The following is a 14,431-nucleotide window of genomic DNA, read 5'->3' as shown; positions in this document are numbered from 1 at the left end:
GACCTGCACGGTATTTTTGCGAGGATTTAACGCAAATATAAGTAATTTTTCATCAACTTTGTTCCAGAATCGTTTTCAAACATTGACTATGAAGCACTTCTGGGCCATTGTTCTTTTGGCACTTGTTCTATCCTGTAGCTCGGATAACAGCAACCGAAATCCTTATTTGCAGGAAGTACGGTTTCGATTTGAATTAAATCTCAATCTACCCCTATATAACAACCTCAACAATATTGGCAATCCGGTATATGTTGGCAATAATGGTGTGGGAACAAGAGGTGCTTTTGTGATAAAATCCAGTTTAAATACTTATTATGCCTTTGAGGCCAGTTGTCCTAACCACACTCCCAACGAATGCTCCACTATGATGATAGACGGGCAAAATGTGGTTTGTAGTTGTGAAGGATATACCTACAGCCTTTTTACCGGACAACAATTGGATAGGCCCGACGATGGTAACAGATATTACGACCTCCTATTTTATAGGGCTACCCAAAGCGGGAACACGGTGATAATTTCCAACTGATCAGTATCGGCTCAAAATTTTTTCCATGACCCAACTGGTATGAAGACCTGTTTTTCCAGTTGATGGATGCACTGCTTCACTTAATAGATGCTGCTTCATATTTTCCACATGAAACTCTTGTATATGCTCTGGATTTGGAATTTCCAAAGCTTGATAGCCTGATTCATTCTTGAGTTCTAACGGAGCTTCGTCCAAAACAGCGAAGCGAATACTTCCTTGAGATCCCAATATTTCAACTTTGTCCGTTCTGTGATACGTTCCAAAATTCCAACTGCCCGTACCTGTGACACCTCCCTCGTGCATCCAATTTGCTGTTACTGCATCAAAAGCGGAATACAAGTCGAGTTGATTTATTCCAAAACCGTTGGCATCGACAATATCACCTAAAAGAAAGGCGAACAAATCCAGTCCATGGCTGGCCAAATCATCAAAATATCCACCTCGGGCGATAGTTGCATCGGTCCGCCAGTTATATTTTTTACTCAAATCAATTTCGTTTGGCGCTTTGGTCTTTTGCCAATGGATATGGCGAACTTCACCAATCAAGCCATCATCCAACCATTGTTTAATTTTTAAAAAACGCGGCAAAGAACGTCGATAATACGCTATAAAAAGTGGAATGTTCTTAGCCCGAAAGGCTTCATAAATCACCAAACTATCCTCATAGGTTGGGGCCATCGGCTTTTCCACACAACAAACTTTGCCAGCTGCTGCAGCTTTTAGCGCATAAAATTTATGGGTGTTGGGTGGTGTAGCGATATAAACAGCATCAATATTAGGATTATTGATCACTTCATCTGCATTGGTGGTCCATTTTGGAATATGGTGGCGTTTGGCGTAATCTTCGGCCTTTTCGGTATTGCGCCGCATGACCATATCGACCCTAAAACCGGGAGTGGCTTTATAAGCGGGAACGCTCTTCTTTTCAGTAACGCCACCGCAGCCAATAACACCCCAGCAGAGCGGTTTTTCTTCGGAAAAATTAAAACGGGATTCTGTCATTGTGTTAAAATTACAGAATCCCGTTGATTATCAATATTAAAAATTGACTGTTGCTCCCAGAAGAAAGTTGATTCCTGCTTGTGGGTAGTATCCAGCACCTTCTATGGTTGTGATGGTTCCAGGGTTGGAATAATCATCATCAAAAGTGTAGAAATATCCATTGGAAACAATATCGGCATCAAAAATATTGTTCACCAAACCAGATAGCACAATGCTTTTCACAAAGGAATTGGTATTGATGGTGTATTGAATATTGAAATCAGTCTGCGTGTAACTGTCCAAAACAGAACCATCAGAATCTATATTTCCCAAATACTGCTTGCCTACAAATTTGGACAACAAGGAAAGCTGAAAGTTTTCATTAGGTTGATAGGAAATGATATTCCCAGCAATCAATTGTGGTGAATATGCAATATGGGTATTACCCAAATTCTGAAGCTCTCCATCACGCTCAAAAAAGAAATCCATATTCCTGTTATCGCTCAGAGCAATGTTTGGCCTCCATTTAAATGCATTGGACAAGCTAACATTTGCGTCGATTTCCAGCCCTAAACGGTAACTGTCCCCTACATTAGATCGCAGTGGAGCTCCCACATCGTTCAATTCTCCCGTTAACACCAGCTGGTCTTTATAGCGCATATAGTATACGTTGGTATTTAACTGAAAACTTGGGGAAACATACCTCCACCCCAACTCAAAATCGTTGAGTTTTTCCGGCTTTGGACTTCCGCTCTCATAATCATTACGGTTTGGCTCACGATTGGCCCTTGCGTAAGAGAAATAGAAATTGTTGTTACGGTTCAAATCGAACGTAACCCCAGCCTTCGGATTAAAAAAGTTAAAGGTATCATCCACCAGACCGGTTTCATCTCCGTTGGCCTCATAGGTAACGCCGCGGTATTGCACATCTCCAAATAAGGACCATTGGTCCGTCAACTTATAATTGGCCTTGGTATAAATATTAAAATCGGTTTTGGTAGAATTATCATCGTAATATCTGTCTCGAATTTCGCTGTTGCTGGCATATTCGGCCCAGATAATTTCACCAAAGTGATCCCCTTTGTACTCATTATAACCACCACCTACGATGAATTCCAGATTATCGTTATTATAGGTGGCAGAAAAAATGGTTCCATAAAAATCATTGTCCAACCATCGGCGGCGAATCAAATCCGTGTTTTCCACCAAATCGCCGTTTACCGTAATCGGCTCCAAACCATAGGTAGCAAAATCATCGTCTTCCCGGTATTGCTCAAAGAACCCTCGACCACGTGTGTAGTGGACGGCCAAATGTGTGTTCCAAGCGGAATTCCAGGTTTCATACCAATGTAATTGAAAATGGTCTTGCTTATAATCGTCGACCTCATTGTCATAATATTGGATGACCCCGTTATCATCGGTATACTCTCCGGCAGAATTATAGGTACGGTTATTTTCCAACTGATCTGCTGTTATACCGTTCCAGGCTTGGTAGGTAACTTCATGACCTCCAAAAAGCAATGCTTTGATCAAAGTGTTGTCATCATTATAAACGCCTTGAAGAAAATAACCGTCCAATTCTGCGGATGCACGATCCACATAGCCATCCGAAGTTACTCGCGACAATCGTCCAGAAAATTCAAAATGGTCGTTCATCAATCCTGTACTGAACTTCACATTGTTCCGCAGGGTATTAAAGCTTCCCACAGAAGACGAAATTCGAGCATAGGCTTCTTTGGAAAAAGCATCGGTAAGCATGTTCAAACTTGCCCCAAAGGCACCAGCTCCATTTGTGGAAGTACCTACTCCACGCTGCAATTGCAAACTTTGGGTGGAAGAGGTAAAATCGGGCATGTTCACCCAAAAGGTTCCCTGCGATTCGGCATCGTTGTAGGGAACTCCGTTAATGGTCACGTTTACCCGTGTGGCATCGCTACCGCGAACTCGAATACTTGTGTAACCAATTCCAGCACCAGCATCGGAGGTAGTGACCACTGCTGGCATAAAATTCATGAGAACAGGAATATCCTGACCCAAGTTTCGTGGAGCCAATTCCACTTTGTCCAAATCAGAAAAAGTAATGGGAAAATCTTTGGTTACCCTAACCGCTTGTACCAGCACCTCGTCCAGTACCACTTTTTTTCCTTCGAGAGTGTCAATGGGTTCTTCTTGGGCACTCATGGCAAGAGATAAGCCAAACAAGGCCATAATTGCACATAAAGTTTTGATACGATTCCGTTTATGGTTTGTCGGTCGCAATGAGCCAAGAACGGCCCTTAATTGAATAATTGAATAGAGTTTCATTCGTAAAAATGTTACGAATAAAAGGGGTCATTATTCTTTGTTAGTAATTGATTGTTGTTTCTAAGGAAACACAGAAATTCCAAGATGCGACTTGCGCATTCCCTTGGCAGCATTACCCGCCCAGGTTCATTGGGTATAATCTCAGCCTTTTGGTAAAAGCACCCCTTTGAGATGTGACAAATGTAAGCTGTTGTCCTCATTTTTAAAAACAAATTCAATTAATTCTAAAAAAATACCGAATTAGAAATATTATAAAAAAGAAAGGCTGCCGAAGCAGCCTCTCATTGTTGCCAATTTAATGGTCACAAGGAAAAAAGACCATGGTACAGATTGGCAGAAATGGATAATACGTGGCTAGTGTTTACATAGCATCATCCTGATTCTTCATGTTCTTGTTATTACTTCTGTTTTTTAGGTATGATATCAATATATACAAGGCCATGCCTACTGAGACTAGATTAAAGAACAGAACTATTTTATAAAACATATTTATGCTGTTGCCTATCGTTTCCGAACCTTATGAAAAGAAGACCGCGCAAAATGCACGGTCTCTTACCAAATCAACCAACCTAGTTGAGACAACCCGCAAGGATTATCAAAATTTAATCATGTCATCGAAAACAATTTCGAATATACTTTTAAGACACGTTTTTTGTAGACAGGTCACATCAAAGCACAAAAAAACCCGCTCTTTTTAAAAAAGGCGGGTTTAATATATTGTTTACAAAGCTCTTATGCTTGGTGGGTTGGCTTTAAGAGGTCATTGACCGTCTTTACAGGATTGAAGGTCACCAATGGCACCTCCACAAAAATAGTGTTCCAAAACGCCATGGCTCCATTCCATAAACCTGGAAGCTCCAGAGCTTTCAGTTCTTTTCCTTCTTTGGTTTTTCCCGTAATAAATCCCTGCTTGGAATCTACATAGTCCAACAAATTAAACTTTTCCCCTTTATAGTTTCGAACACCACAAACCAAATCTACTGGATTAAAGTGTGTTGAATTTTGTAATATGGCAGCTTGGTCCTTATTGTCCATATCAATCTGGGCAGACTCTATAATTTGAAGAGAAATATTTCCCTCGCCATCCTTGATCCAAAAAGGACCTCCCCCAGGCTCCCCTTCATTTTTGACCATTCCGCAAATTCGGATAGGACGATTAATTCTATCCTTCAAAACCGATTTTTGCTCTTCCACTCCTAAATCATCATAATTATTGGGCATTCGAACATTGAGGTCTTTTTCCAAAAATGCTTTTATCTCATCTGCTTTTTCCACGGAAACATCACCTTCTTCCAAAAGTTTAGCATAAGCAAAGGCCTTATCCTGAACCTTTTTTAGAACACCTGCCAACATTTTTTTGCTGTTGGAAACCGTTTCCAAATTCTTATCAATCACCACATTATCAATATTTTTAATGAAGATAATATCAGCATCTTGATCATTAAGGTTTTCTATAAGGGCTCCATGTCCGCCTGGACGAAACAGAATAGTTCCATCACTGTTTTTGAAGGGTTTGTTCTCCATATCCACAGCGATGGTATCTGTGGATGGTTTTTGATTGGAATACGAGACGTTGAAAGTAGTATCCGTTTTCTTTGAAACTTTCGGGGCCACCAACCCTTCTTCTTTGGCAAACATCTCATCGTGCTGTTCCGATACCGTAAAATGAAGATTGGCCTTGCCTTTTGTTTTAGCATAAAGCGCAGCTTCTTTTAAATGTTCTTCAAATGGGGTAGCGGTACCAGATTCATATTTATGAAAAGGTAAAAGACCTTTGGGATAAAACCCGTAGTTAAGACCACCTTCCGTCAACATTTCCTCTACAAAAAGATAGGCTTCTTCATCCTTGTTGGATGCTTTGCCTTCTATTCTTGACATGATCAAATCGTAAAAAGGAAAATCGGAGAGATTCTCGGTAAACTTTTGCACATCGGTATCACCGGTTCGTTGAATATAGTCGGATAGGTTTTCCGTGGAAGGGTCAAATGCTTCCAAAAAATTGAATATCGCCTTGAACATTCGAGAAGCTGCTCCGGATGCGGGCACAAATTTTAATAGATCAAGGTCGCCCCTATGATCTTCAAAATATTGAAGCAGGTCTAGTTCCTCCTTTTCGGAGAACCGAAGTATGCCGTTGCCCACCACAGCAGCCTGTGATAGTTGAACAAAAGGGATGCCTTCTTTAAATGTTTGTATTTGATTTTCTACTTTTTCTTTGGAAATTCCTTTGGAATCCAATTGTTCCAAGTCTTTAGGACTTAATTCAATCATGTTTTTGGAGAAGTTTATCTATGTGTTTTATTGCTGTGGATAGCCTTGACGCTTTATCCCCTTTTAAGATAATAAATTTCCTGTTATTATTCTCCAAAGCCTCCTTAAAATACGCAAACATTCGTTCTCTTTCATCTGGTTTGTCACGTAAATCATCCGCTTCCCATGGTGTATCAATATATGTCAAGAAGTAAAGGTCGTAGGTATTTTTTAAGGCGTATTTTTCCAATTGTGGGTCACAGGTGCTATTATAGTAGGCCTCGGAATATACTTTGGTTTCCAAAAGATCAGTATCGCAAATAAGTACTTTGTTTGCCTTTTTTGCCAATTCGTTTTCCAAACGCATCTGTCCATATGCGATAGGAACCAAGTCGTGCGGCTCACAAGTTTTCTGTTCCCTGTCCCATTTATCTTGAAGGTATTCGCGGGCATATTCGGGCACCCATTCAGTATTGTAATACTTGGCCAACTGTTTGGACAACGTTGTCTTGCCGGTAGATTCAGGTCCAAAAAGGACTACTTTTATGAGGTTTGAAGGCTGTTGCCCAAGTTTTTCTTCCATACTAGATATCCCTGTATTGCCAATACAGTAAAAATGAGGTATTGTAAAGAGAACATCCCCCATCCTCTATATGCATACAAAGGTACAGTTATTAAATCACCCAAAATCCAAAGGGTCCAGTTTTCCAACTTTTTATTGGCCATGTACCACATTGCTGTGAAAAAAACACCTGAAGTAAAAATATCCACGTAATTGGTTGGTCCTATTTCTGCCCCAAATATCTTGTACACGCCATACGTAACCAACATGGTTAATAAAAAGAACCCAAATCCAATCCATTTCTCCTTGGCATTTGTTCTGGAAATATGCACTACATGTTCCCTATTATCTTTTCTTCGGGCCCAATTCCACCAGCCATAAATACTCATAATGGAGTAATAGAAATTCATCATCATATCCCCAAATAAGCGATCTGTAAAAAATATGTAGGTAGTTATCACAGTTGCAACCAAGCCTGTGGGGTACACCAAAATATCTTCTTTTTTGGCATAGATCACACTAGCAATTCCAAAGAAAAAAGCGGTAGCCTCTAAAATAATCAGGGATAGTTCCCGGTCTGCGTAGGGACCTAGAAAAAAATCAAAAATGGGGTTCATACTCGCTTCGGTCGGATTTTACCATTTTCATGGTCAGTACCACATGGTCCAAGTTTTCAAAACTTTCTTTGATTTCGGAATGGAGCAGTTTCATTACTTTATCATAATCCCCAAAAACCTGTGTACTCAAAGGATTTTCCAAAACGGTAAGTCCTGAATCGCGTAGCTTTTTTATAAAAGCAATGATCGGTGCTTCAAAATCGTCCTGAAGGGGGGATAAAGTAAGTTCAACGGATATTTTCATGGGCAGTTATGGTTTCCGGACAAAACTACGAAAAGGAATCTTCATCCCCCCATCATTTTTAAGGCATACACACAAGTAAATCCTTCAAACTCCAAGAATTGAACTTCATAATGCGATTTTTTGCCTTGATACATGATTTCTGCCACTGTTCTGGTATCATCAAAATAAAAATCAATAACATTGATATGTCGTAAAAAACTTAACCCCTGTTGCGCATAGATTTTGTAGAGTGATTCCTTAGCTCCCCAAACAATGGTCAGTTTTCGCATCAACGCTTCGGAATTCGCCAAGGTTTTATATTCTTGAATCGGTGTGAATTTGTGGGCAATCCGAAGGATTTTATCTCGTTGCATCTCAATATCGATACCGACTTCATCAGTTTCGCTAATGATAATTCCAGTAAAATTGTGCGAATGGGTAATGGAGATGAACTTTCCATCTTTAAGATGGGGCTTACCAAAATCATCGTAGTACAGATCATGATCTACATAACCTGCCTCCGCCATAAGATGGCGAATACTTAAAAAAGCCCTTCGGTGGGCCTCTGATTTCATACCGTCCATACGGTTCTGACAATGCTGTGTAAGCTCCACATCTTTGGAAAGTTCCACTTCTGGCTCGGTAACCTTCCAGATGTAAACTTTAGTGGTCGGGGAAACTGTTATTGTTTTGTAAACGGGCATTAACAAAAGTTAAGTGATTTCGTATCTTTGTCGCACTATTTAAGCTAAGCTACAAAAGTAAATTTATAAAAAGTATGAGCACAAAGACAATTCCATATGTACCTTATAAAGTAAAGGATATCTCTCTTGCAGATTGGGGAAGGAAAGAAATTGAGTTGGCCGAAGCCGAAATGCCAGGTCTTATGGCATTGCGTGAAGAATACGGAAGCCAACAACCTTTAAAAGGTGCTAGGATTGCCGGTTGTCTTCACATGACCATTCAAACCGCTGTTTTGATTGAAACCTTGGTGGCCCTTGGAGCAGAGGTAACCTGGAGTTCTTGCAACATTTTTTCCACTCAGGATCACGCTGCTGCTGCTATTGCTGCTGCCGGCATCCCCGTTTATGCATGGAAAGGAATGAACGAAGAGGAATTTGACTGGTGTATCGAGCAAACATTATTCTTTGGAGAAGATAGAAAGCCATTGAACATGATTTTGGATGATGGTGGCGACCTTACCAATATGGTCTTGGACCAATATCCAGAATTGGCGGGAGGTGTAAAAGGTCTTTCAGAAGAAACCACTACGGGAGTACATCGCTTGTATGAAAGAATGAAGAAAGGAACTCTCCCAATGCCGGCCATTAACGTGAACGATTCTGTAACCAAATCCAAATTTGACAACAAGTATGGATGTCGCGAAAGTGCTGTGGATGCCATTCGTAGAGCCACCGACACTATGTTGGCAGGCAAGCGTGTGGTTGTTGCAGGTTATGGTGATGTTGGAAAAGGAACTGCGGCATCTTTCCGCGGTGCTGGTGCCATAATTACGGTAACGGAAATTGACCCAATTTGCGCCCTTCAAGCTTGTATGGACGGTTTTGAGGTGAAAAAATTGGAGACCGTTATTTCCAAAGCCGATATTGTAATCACCACTACAGGAAACAAAGACATCATCCGTGAAGAGCATTTTAGAGCTCTAAAAGACAAGGCCATTGTTTGTAATATTGGGCATTTTGACAATGAAATCGATATGGCTTGGTTAAATGGGACCTACGGTGACACCAAAGATGAAATAAAACCACAAGTGGACAAATACACTATTGATGGTAAGGATGTAGTTATCTTGGCCGAAGGAAGATTGGTAAACTTAGGATGCGCCACAGGCCACCCAAGTTTTGTCATGAGCAACTCTTTCACTAACCAGACCTTGGCACAAATTGAGCTTTGGAAGAATAGCGACAAATATGCCAACGAAGTGTATATGCTTCCCAAGCATTTGGATGAAAAGGTAGCCAGATTGCACTTGTCCCGTTTAGGTGCTGAATTGACCGAACTTAATGAAGAGCAAGCAGATTATATCGGTGTAAAAGTAGAGGGACCATTTAAGCCTGAATATTACAGATACTAAGTACAAAAGTGATATAAAACAAAAAACCCATGGCAGAACCATGGGTTTTTTTATTGGATATTATGTTCTTAATCCGCTAACAAGGTTTCACCATAGTAGCAAGTTTTACTTTCCTGTAGCAAAGCCAATCCTTCTTCCTTAGTACTCATTGGGTCAATTTTTACTTCTTCACCATTTGGCATGTAAACAATGTAGAAACCTTCTTCAAAAGAGGATAGTTTTATAATTTCTCCATTAGGACGTATAGCGTTCCAAGATTTCTCATCCGGCTTGTACACCAAATCAATTTTCTTTCCTTTTTTAGGCCCTTCAACAACAGTAACCTGAATTCTGTTCTTGGTTGCTATCATTTCAAAGGTGTTTCCATCATGCTCCACCATTTGAGTCTCGGATTCCCCATCCTTCATAGCAATAGGGTTGGAACCTGACCAGAACTCAATAACATTGAATATAATGACATCTCCTAGAAAGAATAACCCATAAACAGGTACTATATTCAATCCCCAAAAAATTAGGTTGTCCAAAAACTTACTATCTGTTAGTCCTTGGTTCCAATCTTTTAAATTATTGAAAGCACTGAAAGAACCTAAGCAGCTTGAAAACAAAATTGAGCAGGCCAATAAAGAAGAAATAATTACTTTTTTCATGATATAAGATTTATAGTTAATGTTATTAAAGCTACGAAAAGATTTTTACTAGATGCTCTTTTCTGAAAAGTGATTCTAGGTATAAGCCCATTTTAGTTTTTTAAAAATTACGGGCCATCCGATTGTGATTATTACCTTTATTCGAACGAAAAAGAATAGTAATGGAAAATAATTGGTACACCATACAAAATGTGGAAACAGTCGATTCTCCTTCAATTGCATTGTACTTGGAGCATGTCAAGTACAATATAAATGAGATGATTTCACTCGTTGATGGAAAAGCGCAAAGATTGATGCCACACATCAAAACCAACAAAATGCCCAAGGTTATGGAACTCTTGCTGGCATCTGGAATTTCCAATTTTAAAGCCTCTACCATATCCGAAGCGGAGATTGCCGCCGAGGCCGGTGCCGAAAGTGTCTTGATTGCCCACCAACTGGTCGGCCCAAAAGTGGAACGCCTTATGGATTTGATAAAGCACTTCCAAAAAACCCAGTTTTCCACGATTTTGGACAATGAGGATAGCGCGGACCTTTTAAACCAAAAAGGATTGGAATATGGGCTTACCATTCCTATTTACATTGATATCAATAATGGCATGAATCGGTCCGGCATTGAAATAGGAAAGGGACTGGATGAACTCATGGCATATCTGAACACCTGTAAAGGTTTGTCTTTTAAAGGCTTTCATGTATATGATGGCCACCTACGTGATTCTGATTTTTCCGAGAGGAAAACTAAGATTGAAAAGGGATTTAAAATTGTAAACACCTATTTTAAGGCTGTTCAGGAAAGGTTTCCGGATGCTCGAATGATTTGTGGCGGAACACCTTCATTCACCTCTCATTTAATAGAGAAAAGTAGAATTACCAGCCCGGGCACTTGCGTACTTTGGGATTGGGGCTATGGTGAAAAATTAACGGAACAAAATTTTAAGCCCGCCGCTCTTTTGGTTACACGGGTAATTTCTAAGCCTACGGAGGGTATAATAACGGTGGATTTGGGCCATAAATCGGTTGCAGCTGAGAACCCGATTGACAAACGGGTTAAATTCTTGAACTTGGAGGATTATGAGCTACTTTCACAAAGTGAAGAACATGGTGTAATCAAGGTAAAACATTGGGACAGATACAAAGTAGGCGATGTGTTTTACGGTATTCCGTATCACATCTGTCCCACTATTAATCTGCATGATGAAGTCTCGGTAATTGAAAACGGGCAAAAAGTAGATACTTGGGAAATTACAGCTCGAAAACGAAAACTTCGATTTTAAACTTGGCATCCAATTAAAATAAAAAAGCTCCGCAAATGCAGAGCTTTTTTATTAAATATTATTGTTGCTTACTAAGCTTCAAAAGGTTCGATGGAAACATAGGATTTACCACCAACTTTCTTTTCAAACTTAACAATACCATCTACCTTGGCGTGCAAAGTATGGTCTTTTCCTGCGTATACATTTTCGCCAGGATTATGCTTGGTACCCCGTTGTCTTACAATGATGTTACCAGCAATTGCTGCCTGACCACCAAAAATCTTAACACCTAAGCGTTTCGATTCTGATTCTCTACCGTTTTTTGAACTACCTACACCTTTCTTGTGAGCCATGATATATAAATTTTAGTTCTTTTCTTTATTTGCTTAACGCTTCGATCAACTCGGCTTTCTTCATGGAAGAGTAACCGGTAATTTCCTTGGCTTTTGCCATTTCCTTCAATTCGGCAACAGTTTTAGAGCTTAAATCCTCGGTTGCCTTTGGAGCTTCTTTTTTAGGAGCTGCCGCTTTTTTCTCAGCTTTAGGTTCTGCAGCTGGCTTTGTTTCAGCTTTTGCTTTAGCAGGAGCCGCTTTCTTAGCGCCTTTGGCTACAATACCTTCAACAACGATTTCAGTCAAATATTGTCTGTGACCGTTTTTCTTTTGGTAACCTTTACGTCTTTTCTTTTTAAAGACGATTACCTTATCTCCTTTAAGGTGCTTAACAACTTTGGCTTCAACAGCCGCACCTTCTATGACTGGGGCGCCAATGGTTACGTTACCACCATCTTCCAAAAGAAGAACTTTGTCGAAAGTAACTTTTTTACCTTCATCCTCTTGCAAACGGTGAACGTACACTTTTTGGTCTTTTGCAACTTTAAATTGCTGCCCTGCCATCTCTACAATTGCGTACATAATGCGTTAATTAGATTAAAATTATTTCGCTTTATCAAAATTAGCGGGTGCAAATATACTGCTAAATCCTTAATCTACAAGTATTCCTCTTTGATTTAGCCCATTATTTTTTTTGAATTGTTGCTTGTTTTAAAGAGTTGCATAAAAGAAAGCGTTAAGACTAAGGTTGTGGCAAATCCCATAATGGCCACCGTAAAAAATACAATACCCTGGAAATTTTTGTAATCACTGGACCATGCTGTGGAAAGTTTGTCCAGAAAAGAAGTATCAAACTCTGTAGCATAAAGGGCGAAGAAAATGGTAAAAAGCAAGGTGGCCACAAATCCAGTGGTAATGCCTGCCGTAAACCCATTTCCATAACTAAATTTCTGACCTTGCTTTATTTTGGTGTACTTGATGGTTTCATATATCCCAAATCCTGTAATCACTCCATTGAAAAGACTGTAAAATACGTTGGTGTGCTTTCCCATCAAGGCCAATATCAAAAAATAAGCAATCAGAACAGCACTGGTAACTATACCATATCTAATTGGAAGGGTTAAATTTTTCATATTTTTTCTTTTTGGATTCATGTATAATTTACTGAATGTTTGTGAATTATACCACATTTTAAACCCTAAGACTTTTATAAATCTGCAGGTCTTCGGGAAAATATTTTATATTTAGCGTAACATCGATTGGAAAATCGACACCAACCTCTTAGCAACATCAATTTTTAAATACTGACTATTAACATGAAAAAACATTTGTTTTCTGCATTTACAATGCTCTTTGGAGTAGTGCTGCTCTCTGCACAAGAAGTAGTTTTTGAAGAGTATGATCTAGACAATGGGCTCCATGTTATCCTGCACCAGGACAACTCAGCCCCAGTGGTCACCACATCCGTAATGTACCATGTGGGATCTAAAGACGAAGACCCGGACAAAACAGGTTTTGCACATTTTTTTGAACACTTATTGTTCGAAGGGACCAAAAACATTGAAAGAGGTGAATGGGACCAAATAACCGCGGCCAACGGAGGAAGAAATAATGCCAATACCTTTTTAGACCGAACTTATTATTATGAAGTTTTCCCTTCCAATAGTTTAGAAGTTGGTCTTTGGTTGGAATCCGAACGCTTGATGCACCCTATTATCGGGCAAGTTGGAGTGGACACCCAAAAAGAAGTGGTTCAAGAAGAAAGAAGGCTTAGAGTGGACAACTCGCCTTATGGCGCCTTTTTCAATGAAATTCTCAAAAATCTTTACACCGAACACCCTTACCGATGGGGAGTTATTGGTTCTTTGGAGCATTTGGCCAGTGCTACTTTGGACGATTTCAAAAAGTTCAATAAAACATACTACGTACCCAACAATGCTGTATTGGTCGTAGCTGGTGACTTTGAAACCGCCAAGACCAAAAAGATGATCGAAGACTATTTTGGCCCGATCCCAAGAGGAGCTGAAATACAAAGACCAAATGTAAAGGAAGAACCGATTACAAAAACAGTCTTCGCTAAATATCATGACCCCAACATACAAATTCCTGCGATTCTATTGGCATATAGAACACCAGGTCAAGGACAGCGGGATTCTTATGTCATCAACATGATTTCTACCTATTTGAGTAGTGGTGAGAGTTCCAAACTCTACAAGAAATTGGTCGACGAGAAAAAAATGGCACTGCAGATACTTTCCGTACCTATTGATGCGGAAGATTACAGTTCTTACATTGTTGGAGGGCTTCCGGTAGGAGACAATTCCATTCAAGACATCAAAAAAGAAATTGATGAAGAAATTTTAAAACTCCAAATGGAATTGATTTCCGAAAAAGATTACCAAAAACTTCAGAATAAGTTCGAAAACCAATTTGTAAATGCCAACAGCGGTGTTGAGGGCATTGCCAACTCTTTGGCCGAAAATTATATGCTAAAGGATGATACCAACCTCATCAATACAGAAATAGACATTTACCGTTCCATAACCCGTGAGGAAATCATGGAAGTGGCCAAAAAATATTTGAAGGTGAACCAACGCATCGAATTGGAGTATTTACCAGAACAAAAAGACGCTAATTAAA

At 39.8% G+C, this 14,431-nt stretch carries 15 protein-coding genes; 4 read left to right on the top strand and 11 right to left on the bottom strand.

What is annotated here, in order from left to right; translation table 11 throughout:
* The first annotated feature begins 88 nt into the window (after positions 1–88).
* Positions 89–526 (top strand): Rieske (2Fe-2S) protein, encoded by a 438-nt coding sequence (locus ACQQ5U_RS07490; RefSeq protein WP_437396427.1) that lies wholly within the window; start codon positions 89–91, stop codon positions 524–526.
* On the opposite strand, the gene ACQQ5U_RS07485 is transcribed toward ACQQ5U_RS07490, so the two are convergent.
* The 7 genes from ACQQ5U_RS07485 to ACQQ5U_RS07455 form a co-directional block, all read right to left on the bottom strand.
* Positions 527–1,528, bottom strand: coding sequence for a Gfo/Idh/MocA family protein (locus ACQQ5U_RS07485; protein WP_437396426.1), 1,002 nt, complete (start codon positions 1,526–1,528; stop codon positions 527–529). It lies immediately after the preceding gene.
* A 36-nt stretch (positions 1,529–1,564) separates the two neighbouring features.
* Complete coding sequence (locus ACQQ5U_RS07480) at positions 1,565–3,811, bottom strand: TonB-dependent receptor (protein ID WP_437396424.1); 2,247 nt, start codon at positions 3,809–3,811, stop codon at positions 1,565–1,567.
* 732 nt (positions 3,812–4,543) lie between these two features.
* Positions 4,544–6,082 carry a DUF4301 family protein gene (locus tag ACQQ5U_RS07475; RefSeq protein ID WP_437396422.1) on the bottom strand — a complete coding sequence of 513 codons (1,539 nt, stop codon included), beginning with the start codon at positions 6,080–6,082 and terminating at the stop codon, positions 4,544–4,546.
* Positions 6,075–6,644: an AAA family ATPase gene (locus ACQQ5U_RS07470; RefSeq protein WP_437396421.1), complete on the bottom strand. Its 570-nt coding sequence runs from the start codon at positions 6,642–6,644 to the stop codon at positions 6,075–6,077. The genes ACQQ5U_RS07475 and ACQQ5U_RS07470 overlap by 8 nt, the downstream gene beginning before the upstream one ends.
* Entirely contained in the window at positions 6,605–7,240 is a 636-nt protein-coding gene (pnuC, locus tag ACQQ5U_RS07465) for a nicotinamide riboside transporter PnuC (RefSeq protein WP_437396420.1), read from the bottom strand. Before pnuC ends, ACQQ5U_RS07470 begins: the two co-directional genes overlap by 40 nt.
* A complete protein-coding gene (locus ACQQ5U_RS07460) occupies positions 7,224–7,484 on the bottom strand; it encodes a YkoF family thiamine/hydroxymethylpyrimidine-binding protein (protein ID WP_437396419.1) in 261 nt (86 codons plus the stop codon). The genes pnuC and ACQQ5U_RS07460 overlap by 17 nt, the downstream gene beginning before the upstream one ends.
* Before the next feature lie 41 nt (positions 7,485–7,525).
* Positions 7,526–8,167 (bottom strand): 4'-phosphopantetheinyl transferase family protein, encoded by a 642-nt coding sequence (locus ACQQ5U_RS07455; protein WP_437396417.1) that lies wholly within the window; start codon positions 8,165–8,167, stop codon positions 7,526–7,528.
* Positions 8,168–8,241: 74 nt separating this feature from the next.
* On the opposite strand from ACQQ5U_RS07455, the gene ahcY reads away from it, so the two are divergent.
* Positions 8,242–9,558 carry an adenosylhomocysteinase gene (gene ahcY, locus ACQQ5U_RS07450; protein ID WP_437396416.1) on the top strand — a complete coding sequence of 439 codons (1,317 nt, stop codon included), beginning with the start codon at positions 8,242–8,244 and terminating at the stop codon, positions 9,556–9,558.
* A gap of 68 nt (positions 9,559–9,626) precedes the next feature.
* On the opposite strand, the gene ACQQ5U_RS07445 is transcribed toward ahcY, so the two are convergent.
* Complete coding sequence (locus ACQQ5U_RS07445; protein ID WP_437396415.1) at positions 9,627–10,205, bottom strand: DUF3332 domain-containing protein; 579 nt, start codon at positions 10,203–10,205, stop codon at positions 9,627–9,629.
* A gap of 161 nt (positions 10,206–10,366) precedes the next feature.
* Here ACQQ5U_RS07445 and ACQQ5U_RS07440 point away from each other — a divergent pair, with 161 nt between their 5' ends.
* Positions 10,367–11,479 carry a D-TA family PLP-dependent enzyme gene (locus tag ACQQ5U_RS07440; protein WP_437396413.1) on the top strand — a complete coding sequence of 371 codons (1,113 nt, stop codon included), beginning with the start codon at positions 10,367–10,369 and terminating at the stop codon, positions 11,477–11,479.
* Between the two features lie 71 nt (positions 11,480–11,550).
* Here the strand turns inward: ACQQ5U_RS07440 and rpmA are convergent, their stop codons facing one another.
* The 3 genes from rpmA to ACQQ5U_RS07425 all read right to left on the bottom strand — a co-directional run bounded on the left by rpmA (position 11,551) and on the right by ACQQ5U_RS07425 (position 12,924).
* On the bottom strand, positions 11,551–11,811 hold the full coding sequence (rpmA, locus tag ACQQ5U_RS07435; protein ID WP_437396411.1) for a 50S ribosomal protein L27: 261 nt from the start codon (positions 11,809–11,811) through the stop codon (positions 11,551–11,553).
* A 25-nt stretch (positions 11,812–11,836) separates the two neighbouring features.
* Positions 11,837–12,373 (bottom strand): 50S ribosomal protein L21, encoded by a 537-nt coding sequence (gene rplU / locus ACQQ5U_RS07430; RefSeq protein ID WP_437396409.1) that lies wholly within the window; start codon positions 12,371–12,373, stop codon positions 11,837–11,839.
* Positions 12,374–12,468: 95 nt separating this feature from the next.
* Entirely contained in the window at positions 12,469–12,924 is a 456-nt protein-coding gene (locus tag ACQQ5U_RS07425; protein WP_437396407.1) for a DUF4199 domain-containing protein, read from the bottom strand.
* Between the two features lie 183 nt (positions 12,925–13,107).
* Here ACQQ5U_RS07425 and ACQQ5U_RS07420 point away from each other — a divergent pair, with 183 nt between their 5' ends.
* Positions 13,108–14,430: a M16 family metallopeptidase gene (locus ACQQ5U_RS07420; RefSeq protein WP_437396405.1), complete on the top strand. Its 1,323-nt coding sequence runs from the start codon at positions 13,108–13,110 to the stop codon at positions 14,428–14,430.
* Position 14,431 lies beyond the last annotated feature (1 nt).

The organism is Flagellimonas lutimaris (assembly GCF_051494225.1).
GTDB lineage: Bacteria > Bacteroidota > Bacteroidia > Flavobacteriales > Flavobacteriaceae > Flagellimonas > Flagellimonas lutimaris_A.
The sequence above is the reverse complement of the archived record's forward strand: the minus strand, read 5'-3'. Positions and strand labels throughout refer to the sequence as shown.